General features: G+C 61.6%; 14 protein-coding genes, 2 pseudogenes and 1 other annotated feature. Of the genes and pseudogenes, 11 read left to right on the forward strand and 5 right to left on the reverse strand.

Annotated elements, in window-relative coordinates; translation table 11 throughout:
* Positions 1-163 precede the first annotated feature (163 nt).
* From ACQE2J_RS04200 to ACQE2J_RS04210, 3 genes are read left to right on the forward strand one after another with little or no spacing between them, the layout of a single operon-like run.
* Positions 164-1,369 (forward strand): tyrosine-type recombinase/integrase, encoded by a 1,206-nt coding sequence (locus ACQE2J_RS04200; protein WP_135448629.1) that lies wholly within the window; start codon positions 164-166, stop codon positions 1,367-1,369.
* Positions 1,366-2,316 carry a tyrosine-type recombinase/integrase gene (locus tag ACQE2J_RS04205; RefSeq protein WP_135448631.1) on the forward strand — a complete coding sequence of 317 codons (951 nt, stop codon included), beginning with the start codon at positions 1,366-1,368 and terminating at the stop codon, positions 2,314-2,316. The genes ACQE2J_RS04200 and ACQE2J_RS04205 overlap by 4 nt, the downstream gene beginning before the upstream one ends.
* Positions 2,313-3,338 (forward strand): tyrosine-type recombinase/integrase, encoded by a 1,026-nt coding sequence (locus ACQE2J_RS04210; RefSeq protein ID WP_135448633.1) that lies wholly within the window; start codon positions 2,313-2,315, stop codon positions 3,336-3,338. Before ACQE2J_RS04205 ends, ACQE2J_RS04210 begins: the two co-directional genes overlap by 4 nt.
* On the opposite strand, the gene ACQE2J_RS04215 is transcribed toward ACQE2J_RS04210, so the two are convergent.
* The 5 genes and pseudogenes from ACQE2J_RS04215 to ACQE2J_RS04235 form a co-directional block, all read right to left on the reverse strand.
* The gene (locus ACQE2J_RS04215; protein ID WP_426937141.1) at positions 3,254-4,048 is read right to left on the reverse strand and encodes an IS3 family transposase; all 795 of its coding nucleotides are present in this window, start codon (positions 4,046-4,048) and stop codon (positions 3,254-3,256) included. The genes ACQE2J_RS04210 and ACQE2J_RS04215 overlap by 85 nt on opposite strands.
* Positions 3,956-4,084, reverse strand: a sequence feature (AL1L pseudoknot). (Overlaps the previous gene by 93 nt.)
* On the reverse strand, positions 4,045-4,350 hold the full coding sequence (locus ACQE2J_RS04220; RefSeq protein ID WP_164742795.1) for a transposase: 306 nt from the start codon (positions 4,348-4,350) through the stop codon (positions 4,045-4,047). Its footprint overlaps the feature before it by 40 nt. Before ACQE2J_RS04220 ends, ACQE2J_RS04215 begins: the two co-directional genes overlap by 4 nt.
* A 47-nt stretch (positions 4,351-4,397) precedes the next feature.
* Positions 4,398-4,788, reverse strand: a pseudogene (locus tag ACQE2J_RS04225) (transposase); the annotation flags it as partial.
* 5 nt (positions 4,789-4,793) lie between these two features.
* Complete coding sequence (locus ACQE2J_RS04230) at positions 4,794-6,104, reverse strand: ISL3 family transposase (protein ID WP_101573657.1); 1,311 nt, start codon at positions 6,102-6,104, stop codon at positions 4,794-4,796.
* A 121-nt stretch (positions 6,105-6,225) separates the two neighbouring features.
* Positions 6,226-6,411: pseudogene (locus ACQE2J_RS04235) on the reverse strand (transposase); the annotation flags it as partial.
* A 163-nt stretch (positions 6,412-6,574) separates the two neighbouring features.
* Between ACQE2J_RS04235 and ACQE2J_RS04240 the strand changes: the two are divergent.
* The 8 genes from ACQE2J_RS04240 to ACQE2J_RS04275 all read left to right on the forward strand — a co-directional run bounded on the left by ACQE2J_RS04240 (position 6,575) and on the right by ACQE2J_RS04275 (position 14,177).
* Positions 6,575-7,423, forward strand: a complete 849-nt coding sequence (locus ACQE2J_RS04240; protein ID WP_426937142.1) for an IS5 family transposase — start codon at positions 6,575-6,577, stop codon at positions 7,421-7,423.
* A 36-nt stretch (positions 7,424-7,459) separates the two neighbouring features.
* A complete protein-coding gene (locus tag ACQE2J_RS04245; protein WP_101573661.1) occupies positions 7,460-7,837 on the forward strand; it encodes an ATP-binding cassette domain-containing protein in 378 nt (125 codons plus the stop codon).
* Positions 7,838-8,146: 309 nt separating this feature from the next.
* Entirely contained in the window at positions 8,147-8,905 is a 759-nt protein-coding gene (locus ACQE2J_RS04250) for an ABC transporter ATP-binding protein (RefSeq protein ID WP_426937491.1), read from the forward strand.
* Positions 8,902-10,290 carry an FtsX-like permease family protein gene (locus ACQE2J_RS04255; protein ID WP_193078509.1) on the forward strand — a complete coding sequence of 463 codons (1,389 nt, stop codon included), beginning with the start codon at positions 8,902-8,904 and terminating at the stop codon, positions 10,288-10,290. The genes ACQE2J_RS04250 and ACQE2J_RS04255 overlap by 4 nt, the downstream gene beginning before the upstream one ends.
* Before the next feature lie 115 nt (positions 10,291-10,405).
* Complete coding sequence (locus ACQE2J_RS04260; protein ID WP_193078508.1) at positions 10,406-11,308, forward strand: ABC transporter ATP-binding protein; 903 nt, start codon at positions 10,406-10,408, stop codon at positions 11,306-11,308.
* A gap of 38 nt (positions 11,309-11,346) precedes the next feature.
* The gene (locus ACQE2J_RS04265; protein ID WP_193078507.1) at positions 11,347-12,150 is read left to right on the forward strand and encodes an ABC transporter permease subunit; all 804 of its coding nucleotides are present in this window, start codon (positions 11,347-11,349) and stop codon (positions 12,148-12,150) included.
* A gap of 78 nt (positions 12,151-12,228) precedes the next feature.
* Positions 12,229-13,455 carry a sensor histidine kinase gene (locus tag ACQE2J_RS04270; RefSeq protein ID WP_426937143.1) on the forward strand — a complete coding sequence of 409 codons (1,227 nt, stop codon included), beginning with the start codon at positions 12,229-12,231 and terminating at the stop codon, positions 13,453-13,455.
* Positions 13,452-14,177, forward strand: coding sequence for a response regulator transcription factor (locus ACQE2J_RS04275; protein ID WP_101596873.1), 726 nt, complete (start codon positions 13,452-13,454; stop codon positions 14,175-14,177). The genes ACQE2J_RS04270 and ACQE2J_RS04275 overlap by 4 nt, the downstream gene beginning before the upstream one ends.
* The last annotated feature ends 174 nt before the right edge of the window (positions 14,178-14,351 follow it).

Consider the following 14,351-nt stretch of genomic DNA (forward strand, 5'->3'; position numbering starts at 1 on the left):
AATTCGGGTTAACTCAGATTATGCCGAGGTTTTCGTTAACCCGAGGAATCCGCGCTTGGCCTGGTCAGAGTACTTGTGGTTCCACTTTCCTCGGGTTAATCTCGACATCGAACTCTAGGCTCTACCGTATCCATCGACCTCAACGACGAGGAAGGACACGGTCATGGAACACACAGTCACCGAGCTCGGAAACATCGTCATTACCGCTCTGCGCGAAGCCGACTACCAAGAATCGACCATCGGCAACTACCTAAAAACAATCAGACGACTCAATCAATACGCCAGCGACAAAAACAACAACTTCTACACCCCGGAACTGGGAGCAAAGTTCGCAGCGCTGACGACCAGCCCCCGGACAGGAAAATTCAGCGTTCAACGACGCTTCGACTTCTCCAGACTCACCCACCTCTTCGATACCTACCTCGACACCGGAACCATCCAACTCTCCCGCCGAACCCTGGGCGGGGGCGGCCGCTACCCGACCAGTGCCGAACTTTCCGACCTTTACACCATCTACGAGACCCACATGCGTGCGCGTGGACTGGCCGACGCCACTATTGAAGACTACGGCCGTGCGACTCGCAGCTATCTCGCCTTCCTCGAAGACCACCGCATCACTGGCCTCGACGCGGCGACAGGGAACACCGTCACCGGATACTTCGAATCCCTCCTCGACCGTTGGAAGGCAACATCTTTCCCCTGGGTTGCCTCGAACCTGCGTCCCTTCTTCAAATACTGTCACCGCCTCGACCTCATCGACGCACTGACCCTGATCAACGTCGCCCGCAAGCACGCCGTGATCCCTGCATTGACTGACGAACAGTGTGCTCAGATCATCACCGGATGCCAACAATCATCGACACCATCCAGGAACGCCGCGATCACTTTGCTGGCGCTGACGACCGGGCTGCGCTCGATCGATATCATCCACATGACGCTGGCTGACATCGATTGGCACCATCACACCCTTGCAATCAGCCAACACAAAACCGGGAACCCCCTCACAGTGCCGTTGTCTGGACTGCTCTGCCAGCGACTGGCTGACTATGTTCTACACCAACGGCCGCCAAGCGACAGCCCGGAAGTGTTCCTGCGAACGAAAGCTCCACACACCAGGCTCACTGACCATGCTGCGATCCATGTGATCATCACGAAAACCCTGACCACGGCGGGGGTACCGATATCGGCCGGATCACAATTCCTTCGCCACACCGCTGCCACCCGGCTCCTGCGATCCGGTACTGCCTTGCCCACGATCTCCGCAGTCCTCGGACACGCCGACCCAACCTCGACGACCGTGTACTACACAGTAGATACTCAACGGCTCCGCGACTGTGTTCTCCCAACTCCCAAAGGAGCCCAGCCATGAGCACCCTGACCAGCATCTTCGGCGAAGATCTTCGCGCCTACATCGATTTCAAAGCCCGAACCGGCAAGACCGGGCGCTCACGAATCCACTACCTGCGTCACTTCGATGCCTGGGCAACAGCCCACTCGGTCACCCGACTGGATCGGGCCGCTGTCGAAGGATGGGTCCTCGACGAACTCACCCGCTGCTCGACGCACCGGTCGTGGATGTCCTACATCCGCGACTTCGGACGGTGGATGCGCGTCCACCGCGACCCGAATGCTCATGTCCTCACCGATGAGTGGAAAGCCGGGATCGTTCACTCCACCCCGTATCTACTGAGCCAATACGATATCGATGCCTTCTTCACCGCGGCACCAACTGTTCCCGCTGCCTCCCCTTGGTCATGGCAGGCCACTGCATTCTTCCTCCTCATGCACTCTGCGGGCCTACGGACCCGTGAAGTGAAAAAGCTGACACCAGCTGACATCGATTTCACCAACGGCTCCATCACAATCACAGGATCGAAGACCGGGCGCGACCGGTTACTCCCACTCACCACCGAAGTCATGAGCATCCTCACCGACTGCCACCATCAGACCAGACACCAGTTTCCCGAGCGAAGCACCTTCTTCGTCTCCGCTACCGGTACCGCAGTGAATCCCTCGTCGATCGGCATCATATTCAACCGCATCTGGGACCATGCGGGACTAGCCCGCCCAGCAACCGGACCCAGACCACGACCATACGATTTCCGACATCACTTCGCCTACGCCAACATCGAACGCTGGATGAGAAATGGCACCGATGTCAACACCATGTTGCCCTACCTCAGCACCTACATGGGACACTCCGGAATCGACTCGACTCTCTACTACGTGCACACATCCCCAGATTTCATGAGCGTCTACTCCGACCTCGTGAGGACCTCAGCGAACAGGGTCATCCCGGAAAACAGTGCCGAATGAAACACAACCCCGACACTGGTGCACCTGACTTCTTCGTCTTCGCCCGCAACTTCCTCCACTCCTACCTTCCCAAAGTGCGTAAGTCGTCGCCGGCAACGATCACGGCCTACCGGCTCAGTCTCGAATGCTTTCTGGCTTTCGTCACCAACCACAATCAGAAGAACCGCGGGCAGATCACGTTCGATGACTGCAACCGCGACACGGTGAAGGCCTGGCTGGAATGGATGAACACCGAAAAATCATATGCCCCCACAACGGTGACTCTGCGACTGACTGCAATGCGTACCTTCCTGAACTTCGCCGCCAACGAAGACCTCACCCTCGTAGCCGTTGCCCAGGCAGCAGCAGGAGTGAAACCGCCTCGCACCCCTCACCGCCCCATCGAATATCTCGACACCACCCAAACACGGGCTCTGCTGGGTGCCTTCGACATGAGAACAACGAAGTCGCGTCGCAACCACATGATGCTCATCTTGCTCTATGACACCGCGCTGCGAGTCAGCGAACTCACGGGACTCACCTGCGCTGATGTTCAACTAACCTCACCAGCCCAAGTCCGGGTCCACGGGAAGGGCAACACAATTCGGATCGTGCCGATCACAACCCGAACCGTTGAGCATCTGACTTCGTATCTCGCCGAATTCCACCCCGGACAGATCAGCACCGATCGTCCTTTGTTCTACACTCACCATCAAGGTCAAGTCTCGGGAATGTCCACGGATTCCGTGTCACTGATCGTCCACCAGGCGGCAGCAAAAGCCAGAACAGAATGCCACTCGATACCGCTTCGTGTGCACCCACACATGTTGCGGAAGACGAAAGCGATGGACCTCTACCAAGACGGAATTCCGCTGCCGATCATTATGCGACTCCTCGGGCACACGAATGCCTCGACGACAGAAACGTTCTACGCGTTCGCGACGCTCGACATGATGCGTCAGGCAATCAATGCCGCTACACCGACCCCAGGTGTGCCCGATCTGACCAACACACAACTCGACAGCTTGTACAGTCTGCGATAAGTCGGCACAACATTAACCCGAGGAAAGTGGAACCACAAGTACTCTGACCAGGCCAAGCGCGGATTCCTCGGGTTAACGAAAACCTCGGCATAATCCGAGTGATGCACCAGCCCGGAGACGTCTTCGCCGGCCCGATACTTCGCAGCGAGAGCCATCGTGAGTGCGTCCCTGGCCAGCGACTCCCGCATATGGTTCGTCACCTGCCAGCCGACGATCTCCCGGTGGAAGACATCAAGGATGAACGTCGTGTACACCCACCCAGCAGACGTCGGAACATACGTGATGTCCGCAACCCACAAACAGTTGGGTGCCGGTGCTGCGAACTCACGTTCGACGAGATCATCCGGACACTCCTCAGCACGTGCTGAGGCCGTCTTCGGCCGCTTCCGCTTCCGCCGGATCCCGTCAATGCCCAACTGGCGCATCAACCGCTCCACTGTGCAGCGGGCCACCGGACCGAACTGGTCGGCGTAGTCGCGGTTGATCGCCTTCCACATCTTCCGCACTCCATAGCAGGAATAGTTCGCCTCATAGACATCCTGGATGACCACCATCAGTGCTTGGTCCCGACGGGCCCTGGCTGATGGTTGACGCTTCTTGTAGGCGTAATACGAGCTCACAGCAATCCGTGCAGCAGTCCCGGACAGGGCGCGCACGATTGGCTCGACTCCGAACTCGTGACGATGATCGTCGATGAAAGCGACGATCACTTCGATGGGCGGTCGAGCTCCGCCGCGAAGAAAGCCGACGCTCTCTTCAAAATCTCGTTGGCCCGCTTCGCTTCGGCCAGCTCAGCCCGTAGCCGACGGTTCTCCGCTTCCAGGTCGACCGACTCGGCCGGTGTGGCTTTGCCGGAGTCCTTGTGCTTTCGCACCCAGACTCGCAGGGTTTCTTTACTCAGACCGAGTTCGTTCGCAACACGGGTGATCGCTCCGTTCGCGGTGTCGGGGTCGGCCTGGGCATGGATGACGAGCTCGACGGCACGAGCCTTGAGTTCGTCGGTGTATTTCACTGGCAAGAGAGAATCTCCTTCTTCCAATCTCCCTGCCTCTATTATCCCCGGGGCGATTCAAGCACTTGGGGAAGAATCACTCCGTCGTGGCGTTGGCCGCCAGTGACTACGATGGCCAATGGTCGGCCGTGTCCGTCGACAGCGTGGTGGATCTTCGTTGTCAGTCCACCACGTGAGCGTCCAATCCCGTGACCAGCTGGTTCGCAGGTATCATCGTTCAGATTCTTGTAATTCGATGTAGCCCCCTGTGTCCTGCGCAGGACGACGGGTATTCGTCGCGTGCTGGTGGGCACGATTATTCGTGCCATCAACAGAGATATTCCAATCGATATTCCCAGCAGCGTCGGCGTCGGCCAGGATTTGGGCCTGTACTCGATCCCATGTGCCATCCGCGGCGTAGCGGCGGTGGCGTTTCCATACTGTCTGCCAGGGACCAAAGTGGCTCATCGTAAATAAGAGTGTAGAAGCGGCCTGAAGCCACCGGATTCGAGTAAGCACCTGGCGATGTAATGAGTGAGATTCCGGAAACCGAGTGCCGATCCCCGCAGATGCTCGAGCCTTCCGTTGATGGCCTCGGTGGGCCCGTTCGACGTTCCGGGCCTGGTGAAGAACGCCAACACGTCGGCTGCTCGTCTTTTCAACGTTCGTCCTAACCGCTTCAGCTCGAGCAATCCTGGTGGCAGACCCGACGCCAGGGTATCGATGACTTCCTGAAGAAGCCTTTTACCCTCGTTGCGGTCCTCGGCTCTGCATGCAGCCACGATGTCCTGGTAGACGCTCCAGGTGACTTCGACTTCAGTGAGATTGTCGTCAGCGAAAAGCCGCACGATCCTGGCTTGCTGCTTGGTCGTGAGCAGACTGGTGCCCGTATGCAGCGTCCTGCGCGCCCGATATAACGGATCCTTCGCCCGTCCCCGATGCCCAGTTGTTTCTTGCTGGATGCGGCGTCGGGCCTCGTCGAGGGCGTCACCGGCGAGCTTGACGACGTGGAAGGGGTCCGTGACTTCGACAACATCGGGAAGTTCCTCCGCGGCTGCGGTCTTGAACCCGGAGAATCCGTCCATCGCCACGACTTCGATGCCTTCACGCCAGCCCTTGGGTCGGACGGCCAGCCATTGCTTGAAGACTTGTTTCGACCGTCCGGGCACCATATCGAGTAGGCGTGCTGGGCCTGTTCCCTGGCTGATCGGGGTGAGGTCGATGATGACAGTGACGTATTTGTCACCACGTCGTGTATGGCGCCATACGTGTTCGTCGACACCAATGACAGACACACCGTCGAAGCGAGTCGGATCGCTGATCAGCAACCGGTGTCCTTCGGCCAGGACCCCTGAGTTCGCGGTATGCCAGGACACAGCGAGTTTCGCAGCGATGACTGAGACGGTGTCGTGATCGATGACGAGGGCGCGCAATGCCCAGTCGAGTCCGGCACGGGAGATCTTGGCACGTGCTGGTGCTGCGGCTGTGGTGTCCTGGCGCCAGACGTGTCCGCACTCGCAGCATTTGTAACGGCGTAGGCGGATGTGGAGTGTCGTGGGGCGGTGTCCGAGGGGTTCGTGAGCCAGCCGGCGTAGAACAGTGTCCCTGGCTTCACCATGGCCGCCACACCGCCGGCACCAGTCATCGGCTGTGGTGGGTCGGCACTTCAAGACGGCTTTGTGTGCGGTGATGTGTTGGCCGATGCATGTCAGGTCGAGGGTGTCGAGGCGGGCGAATGTGGTGAGGTCAGGGGTCGAGAATATAGGCTTGTCCACGTCGAGGTCTTTCGGATGGCGAGTGTGAGAACTTCCATCATCGGAAGACCTCGACGTCTATCCGGGCAGCGACTCGCCCTATTTCAAATTCACTGACCTACACTCTCGTTTGCGAAGAGCCACCAAAGTGCTCCCGAGGCAGATCGCGCCAGGCGATACCTGTTCGGTATCGGTAGACGATGCCCTCGACGATACGGCGATTGTTCTCGAATGGGCGGGCTCTCTTGCCTGTGTTGGACGGCAGTAGAGATTCGACCCGTGCCCGCTGTTTGTCGCTGAATACTCGATGTCGCCGTTGCGTAATCACCCATTCAGGCTCTCAGCAGTGAAATCCTCAATAAGCGATTGCGCGGATAGGCGGGAAGTGTACGTATCCTGCACCCGGCGTGTCGTAACAGACTGACACGGGGAAACGTCAGCTTCGATGGAAGTGCAAACATCACAATCGAAGACATAAGGACAGCTTCCCCGTGCCAGCACTTCCATCTTCAGTCATCGACCCTCTCTGGAGCCAATTCGAAACGCTCCTACCAACCATCGGCGATGATCACCCACTCGGATGTCACCGACCTCGAGTGCCCGACCGAGTGGTCTTCGACAAGCTCATCACCCGTCTCGTTCTCGGCGGTGCTTACACCAAACACGCCGATGATCGGGTCTCGGCCACAACGCTGCGAGCCCGTCGTGACGAATGGATCACCGCCGGAGTCTTCTCCCGCCTCGAGCACATCGTCCTTGAGTCCTTTGACCATGCCATCGGTCTCGACCTCACCCACCTCAGCGTTGACGGGTGCTGTGTCAAAGCACCTAGTGGTGGCGACAACACCGGACCTAACCCCACAGACCGCGCCAAATCAGGGCAGAAGCGTTCCGTGCTCACCGAGGGCCACGGTCTGCCGATCGGAGTGGTACTGGCGGGAGCGAACCGGCATGACTCTCCTCTTCTGCGTCCGACTCTGGAGTGTTTGTCCCGGTTCGGATTCTTCCTACCCGAGTCCATTCGGGTTGATCTCGATTCCGGCTACGACTCTCAGGTCACTCGTGAGTTGCTCGACGAGTTCGGGTGCCAGGCGAAGATCTCGCCAAAGGGCACCTACATCGAGATCAACCACACCCGTCGTTGGAAGGTCGAGCGCGTCAATTCCTGGCATACTCGGGGCTTCGGGCTCCTGCAGGTCGTCCTCGATCGAGTCGATCGGGTCCAGCAGGCATGGGTGTGTTTGGCCAACGCGATCATCGTCTTACGCAGGCTACTCAAGGAGTCGTGGGTGGCGTTGCGATGGGCTACCAGGCCCGTCAAGGGTTATGACTGGCGATAACCGCCTACCCGCGCAATCTCTAAAGGAGACACGCCCATGTTGCTTTGCTTCTACGACCCGTGCTCCGGGGAGATCACCGTGGGAGGTCGACTGGTTGAGGAACTGAGCCGGCAGGATGTGAGAGCCCACATCAGCTATCTCCCCCAGAACGGAGGGATCATCGACGGGACTTTCCGAGAGAACGTGGAGATCGGGAATCCCGGGTTGGACGAGAAGGCCGCTCCGGCACTGCTGACGGGTCTCGGTCTCGATGCCCTGAATGGATTCGCGGACAAGGGAATGGCTCTCGATGTCAGCGAACAGGGAGCGCACCTCTCTGGCGGCGAACGCCAGCGCCTTGCACTGGTGCGAGCTTTGCTTCGACAGACCCCGATCATCCTCCTCGATGAGCCGACCTCGAGCCTGGACGGGTAGAACGAACTGAAGTTCTCGCAGCTCCTCGTCCAGCTGTCAGGTGCTCGCACGATCGTGGTCATCGCGCATCGACTCCAAACGATTCAGAGCGCAGATCGGATCTACGTCCTGGACCACGGACGGATCGAGGCCGCAGGCCGGCACGAGCAGCTTATGTCGGAGTCGTCGCTGTATCCGCGCCTAAGAGCACCAGTGACAGGTATCTCCCGTGACAGCACACACAGATATGACCTGCCAGGATCAACCCGTGGTTGGTATCAGACGGTTGCGAACGATCCGTAGCGTCGAATCATGAGCTACGAGCGAACTATGCGATATGACCAGCACCCCGTCGCACCTTCTCAGCAAAACCACGTGCCCCGCCTGTCGGCGGCCGGCCTGCAGGTGCGATACGGCGACGCTGTCGCCCTGAACGGGGTGTCTTTCTCTGTCCACGACGGGGAATCAGTCGCCATCATGGGGCCATCGGGGTCCGGCAAGACCACGTTGCTGCACGCTCTTGCGGGCATCATCAGGCCCGACGACGGCACCGTCGCATTGCGCACGTTGGACGGGCAGGGCCGATCGCAGATCGTTCGGGTCGACGAGCTCTCCGACCCAGCTCGTTCAGAACTCCGGCTACAGGAGTTCGGGTTCGTTTTCCAGCAGGGCATGCTCATTCCCGAGCTGACCGCGATGGAGAACGTGATGATGCCCCTTCTGCTTACAGGCGTGACGAAGAGCGAAGCGAACTCCAGAGCCGGCCAACTGCTCCAGGAGCTGGGAATGACCGGGCTCGAACAACGCCGCATCGGACAGTTGTCAGGCGGCCAGGCACAGAGGGTCGCCATCGCCCGGGCGCGAGCCACGCAGGCCCAGGTCGTATTCGCCGACGAGCCCACGGGCGCTCTCGACTCCCGAACCGCGGCCGATGTCCTGGCCCTCCTACTGCGCTCGACCTCCGAGCAGGGCCGCGCGCTGGTCCTGGTCACCCACGACAAGGATGTCGCTGCGGCGTGCTCGCGTGTGGTGCGGCTGCGCGACGGGCAGATCGTCGAGCAGCTCTCGGACAGGCAGGCCGACGGATGAGCACCCATGAGGCACCGACCGGGGTCTCGGCACGTAGGGCCGGGCAACGCACGGCACTGTGGCTGTTGATTCGTCCCTCTTGTACGGATGCCTCCGAAATCATTCTGCCCGTCATCGCCATTGCAGTGATCACTGCAATGTCAATTGCGGTGTCGACTCTTGCCAACGCGTTCTGGTTCGCACCCGATCCCAGCGGATTCGGTCAGTACCGGATCCTGGCGGTGGCGATGCTTGCAGTCATGGTCGTCCCGGTCAGTACCCTCGGCGGCTCGGCCGCGAGACTGTCAGCTCGCCGGCGCGAAGATCGATTGGCGACGCTCCGACTGCTGGGCGCGACCCCCAGCTGGGTCCGAAAAGTAGCTCTCGTCGAAGCCGGAATGCTCGCATTGCTGGGAGCGCTCCTCGGGGCCGCCCTCGCCCTTCCCATTACCCCGGCGCTGGCCTTGGTACCGGTCGCCGGCAACACGCTCGGCATAGATCGTGCCATCCTGCCACCAGCGCTCGTCGTCGTGCTTGCGAGCTGCGTCGTGCTGGTCGCGCTCATCAGCGCGGTCGCGAGCCTCAAGCAGGTGATGATCTCGCCGCTCGGCGTGCGCATGCGCCAGAGCGCCCCGCGGATGCACTGGCTCCGGCTGGTGATCGCCGCGCTCGTCGTAGCGGGGGCCGTCCTGGTCCTGCAGCTGACATCAGCCAGCTGGGGCACAGTGGGCATCACCCTCGCGCTGGTACTCGTCATCGTCTCGGTGATGGCTGTGCTGAACATCCTCGGCCCCTTCTTGGTCGGTCGGTCCGCTCAGCGTCGGCTCCGGCGATCCGACAATGGTGCATCGCTGATTGCGGCGCGGACGGTGCTCGAGTCGCCCCAGGCGGCGTGGAGGCAGGTCTCCGGGGTCGCGCTTGCCAGCTTTATCGCGGTCCCGGCAGGCTCAGTGCTTGGCTTCCTCGACATGGTCCAGAACGTCTCCGATGCCGTCACCCCGGAGCAGATCCAGTTCTTCGGCGACATCCGCACCGTCGTGGTCGCTGCCCTGGCGGTGTCCTACCTGTTGGTGTCCTGTTCGGTGGGGGTGACCCAAGCTGCCGCTGTGATGGAGCGCAGAGCGCTCTACGTCAGCCTCGATCGACTCGGTATGTCCCAGCCTGTGATGCATCGGTCTCGTCGGATGGCGATCCGTATTCCCCTGCTCGTGGCAGCAGTGGTTCCAGCTGTCATCGCAGCCGTCTTGGTGATCCCGGTCGTCGGCGTCTCGGCGGTGACAGCGCCGCTGTTCCTCCTCACCGTTATCGGATGCATTGTCCTGGGGATGTTGCTAGTCCAGTTGGGGGTGATCGCCACCTTCCCAGTTTTGCGCCGGGTGCTGGCAGCGCCAGAGCGTGCCCTGTGAGACATCTCGAACCTCAACCCGTGGTTGGCATCGTCGGTGCCGTGACGATCCGTAGCGTTGAGAACACGACGCAGCGCACAGCTGGTGCCCCTAGCGAGAGAACAGGAGAACTGAGATGACGATCGAAGTCGAAGCACTCACGAAGCGATACCGCGAAAAGTTCGCGGTGAAGAACGTCTCCTTCACCGTGGAGTCGGGCAAGGTCACAGGTTTCCTCGGGCCGAACGGTGCTGGAAAATCCACCACGATGCGGTCGATCGTCGGACTTGACCGCCCCACCTCCGGACGAGCTCGGATCGATGGCATGACGTACTCGGATTTCCCTGCACCGCTGGGATCGGTGGGGGTGCTGCTCGATGCACGAGCAGCACATCGATCCCGCACCGCCCTCAACTACCTCCGATCCATCGCTGCGACCCATAGGATTCCCAGGTCGCGGGTCGACGAAGTTCTCGAGGCGACGGGATTGGCCTCAGTGGCAGGCAAGAAGGTCGGCGGGTTCTCCCTGGGCATGGGCCAGCGCCTCGGCATCGCCGCGGCGCTCCTCGGTGACCCGGCCACGCTCATCCTCGACGAGCCGGTCAACGGCCTCGATCCCGAAGGCGTGACCTGGGTGCGCGAACTGCTGGGCTCCCTCGCCGCCGAGGGACGCACCGTGTTCCTCTCCTCGCACCTGCTCAGCGAGCTGTCCCTGATCGCCGACCACGTCGTGATCATCGGCCGCGGGGAGATCATCGCCGACTCCCCCATCAGCGCGCTCACCGGCCCCGACGACGACCGCGTGCGGGTGCGCACGAAGGATGTCCGCAAGCTCAACACCCGCCTCGCGGCTCCGGACGTCACGATCACCTCGTGCGAACAGGACGTGATCGAGGTCGAGGGGCTGAGCACCGAGCAGATCGCCCGTGCCGGCCAGGAGGTCGGAGCGCTGGTCACCGAGCTAACCCCGCAGCGCCAGACCCTCGAAGAGGCCTACAACCAGCTCACTCGCGACGCCGTCGAGTTCGCCTCGGCCTGACCGTCCCGGGCCTGCCCATCACGAAAGGATTCCCTGCGATGACCACCACGGCATCTGTACGACGTGACGCGCCGAGCCCGGTCGGGCTCGGCGGAGCGATCGCCTCCGAATGGATCAAGTTCCGCGGCCTCACGTCCAACCACGTCCTGACCGCCTTCACCCTCCTGTTGCTCATCGCCAACGGCCTGGCGATGCCCTGGGCATACGTCTACCGCGACCGCAGCTCCCCCAAAGCCGACTACGACGCCTACCCCGAGATGATCGTCGACAAGACCGGCTACGTGGGCATCATCCTCGCCGTGCTCGCCGTGCTGATGATCACGAACGAGTACCGCTCCGGCCAGATCGGCACGACGCTGCTCTCGGCGCCACAGCGCACGCCCGTGTTGGTGGCCAAGTCCGCCATCATCGCCGGGATCTCTTTCACGATCGGCATCGTCAGCTCGGCCATCGGCTTCGCACTGGCCCCCGCGATCCTCGGTGTCGGCGGGTACAGCTACGACCTGAGCCCAGCAGACGCCTTGCGCCTGATCCTCGGATCCGGGCTGTACCTGGCGACGCTGAGCATCATCGGCATCGCTGTCGGTGCGCTCATCCGCAACGTGGTCGCCGGCGTCCTGGGCGTCATCGTCCTCCTGCTCATCGTGCCCGTGATCCCGCAGATGTTCACCGAGCACGGTGTCGAGATCACCGGCTTCTTCCCCATTCAGGCAGGATCGCAACTGTTCGCCCAGCCGGGGTCCGGCGGACTGGGGCCTTGGACGGGATACCTGGTGCTGCTCGCGTGGTCGGTCGTCCTCTTCGCGATCGCAGCGATCACCTTCAAGCGGCGCGACGCCTGACCTCGTCGGTGGTGTCATGGCACGATCAGGCGCACGGAGGACAATGGAAGGAAGGACTATGACAGCCCGAGGAGGACGATGAGCACGCGCACCGAGCAGCTGGCGATGGACGCCGCCGACGTCGACCGTGCCCTCGGCGGCAGACTGCTCGGCCTCGCCCAGCGCCAGCCAGGTGCGATCGACCTGCTCGTCGCGGCTGCCTGCCTCGCCGTGCAGATCCTCGTGCTCGTCATCGCTCCGCAGCGGCCTCAGTGGCCGTTGCTGGCGTGCACCGGCGTCTCGAGCGCGCTGCTGCTGTGGAGACGCAGGTTCCCGGTAGGGGTCCTCGTCATCATCGCGGTGATCAGCACGGTCGACGCGATGCTGCCTGTGTCCTCCCCCACGGTGGTGACGATTCCGGCCGCGGTCATGGTCTACACCGTGGCCGCCTCACGCACTATCGGGTGGGCTCTGACCGGCTATGCCGTCGCCGTCATCCTCCCCACCCTAGGAACATTCGTCGCCGCTCTGGTACGGGACGGCCCCGCGCACTCGGCGACGCTGCTCGAACCGCTCGCACTCGTCGCGCTGGCTCTGGGCATCGCCGTGCGCAGTGCGGCGCAGCGAAGGGAAGCGCTGGCAGAACTGATGAACGAGCGCCTCGCGACCGCGCGGGTCGTCGAACGGCAACGCATCACCGCGGAGATGCACGATGTGGTCGCCCACTCGCTCTCGACCATGGTGGCGCTGGCAGACGGAGCCAGCAGCGGCTGGGAGAAACATCCTGAGCGTTCGACTCAGGCACTGGTCAAGCTCGGAGACGTCGGAAGGACCGCACTGACGGAGATGCAGCGCATCCTCCAGGTCCTACGCGAAGACGATCCGGTGCTTGACGACGAACTGCATCGATCGGGCCACAACGTCCCCGACCTTGAGGAACTCGTTGATGTCTACCGCATCGCAGGTCTACCGGTACGCCTGTCCCGGAAAGGACAGAGCGTCTCCGACGACCCAATCCTGGCCACCACGGTCTACCGGATAGTGACTGAAGCGTTGACCAATGCACTGCGTTACGCCAAGGGAGCCACACAAGTCGATGTGGACTTCGAAGTTGCCGGGGACGAGCTGACGATCCGCGTCAACGATAACGGCCGCGCGGCCCCTGATGTTCCGAGCCAGGGAGCCCACCGCGGCCTCGTCGGTATCACCGAACGGGCCGCGGCGCACGGGGGCACCAGCACGGCTGGTCCTCGTCCCGAAGGCGGTTGGGCTACCACAGCAACACTGAAGATCGGCGACATTACCGAGGAGAACAGCAGACGATGAGCGCTCCACAACCATATAGCTCGGCATCCTCGGATTCAGCCACCGCGATCTCGATTCTCGTCGTCGACGACCAGGAGCTCACGCGGATGGGAAACGCACTTATGCTGGAAGCGGACGACGACCTGAAGGTCGTCGGTGAGGCTGCTTCGGGAGAGGAAGCTGTGCGACGAGTCCGGGAGCTTCGACCTCACGTGGTCCTCATGGACGTGAGGATGCCTGGCATCGGCGGGATTGAAGCAACCCGGATCATTACCGCCGCTCATCCGAACACGAAGATCATCGTCTTCACCACATTCGATGTCGACGAGTACGCCTTCGACGGCCTCCAGGCCGGAGCCAGCGCCTTCCTACTCAAGAGCAGCGCTCCCGAACAGGTCAGAGCAGCGGTGCGGACGGCCAACGCGGGCGAGGCGGTGGTCGAGCCACGGATTACCAAGTACCTCGTCGATCACTTCACTTCGCGCACCCCGGCCCCTCCACGTGCTCGGGCCGCTAATGACCAGCCCAGCTCATCCAATCCGTTGGACCAGCTCAGCCCGCGCGAACGGGAAGTGTTCCACTCGATGGCAGCCGGCCTGTCGAACTCGGAGATCTGTGAGGCGTTCCACCTCTCGCCGGCTACGGTCAAAACGCATGTGAACCGGGTCTTCGCCAAGTTGCACCTGCGCGACCGTGTTCACGCAGTGATCCTCGCTTACCGGCTCAGAACACCCCGGAGTTAAAGGGCCATGACGCGCTGCAGGAATTGCACAACTCCCAACTGCTGATGCTTGCGAGGTGACGCCGCTCACAGAAAGGTCAGAACGTCCTTCCCCACGGCAACCCTGGCAGAAGGCGGTCGGCCGCCTGCTGGAAGCACGAGACATCGACAGTGGAGTCGTGTGAGTGGGCCACCG

Source organism: Brevibacterium sp. LE-L, assembly GCF_050214925.1.
Taxonomy (GTDB): Bacteria; Actinomycetota; Actinomycetes; order Actinomycetales; family Brevibacteriaceae; genus Brevibacterium.

What these genes read in the sequence shown, in the direction of transcription:
- ACQE2J_RS04200 (WP_135448629.1), top strand. Translation starts at nt 164, where the DNA reads ATGGAACACACAGTCACCGAGCTCGGAAACATCGTCATTACCGCTCTG.
- ACQE2J_RS04205 (WP_135448631.1), top strand. Translation starts at nt 1,366, where the DNA reads ATGAGCACCCTGACCAGCATCTTCGGCGAAGATCTTCGCGCCTACATC.
- ACQE2J_RS04210 (WP_135448633.1), top strand. Translation starts at nt 2,313, where the DNA reads ATGAAACACAACCCCGACACTGGTGCACCTGACTTCTTCGTCTTCGCC.
- ACQE2J_RS04245 (WP_101573661.1), top strand. Translation starts at nt 7,460, where the DNA reads ATGTTGCTTTGCTTCTACGACCCGTGCTCCGGGGAGATCACCGTGGGA.
- ACQE2J_RS04250 (WP_426937491.1), top strand. Translation starts at nt 8,147, where the DNA reads ATGCGATATGACCAGCACCCCGTCGCACCTTCTCAGCAAAACCACGTG.
- ACQE2J_RS04255 (WP_193078509.1), top strand. Translation starts at nt 8,902, where the DNA reads ATGAGCACCCATGAGGCACCGACCGGGGTCTCGGCACGTAGGGCCGGG.
- ACQE2J_RS04260 (WP_193078508.1), top strand. Translation starts at nt 10,406, where the DNA reads ATGACGATCGAAGTCGAAGCACTCACGAAGCGATACCGCGAAAAGTTC.
- ACQE2J_RS04265 (WP_193078507.1), top strand. Translation starts at nt 11,347, where the DNA reads ATGACCACCACGGCATCTGTACGACGTGACGCGCCGAGCCCGGTCGGG.
- ACQE2J_RS04270 (WP_426937143.1), top strand. Translation starts at nt 12,229, where the DNA reads ATGAGCACGCGCACCGAGCAGCTGGCGATGGACGCCGCCGACGTCGAC.
- ACQE2J_RS04275 (WP_101596873.1), top strand. Translation starts at nt 13,452, where the DNA reads ATGAGCGCTCCACAACCATATAGCTCGGCATCCTCGGATTCAGCCACC.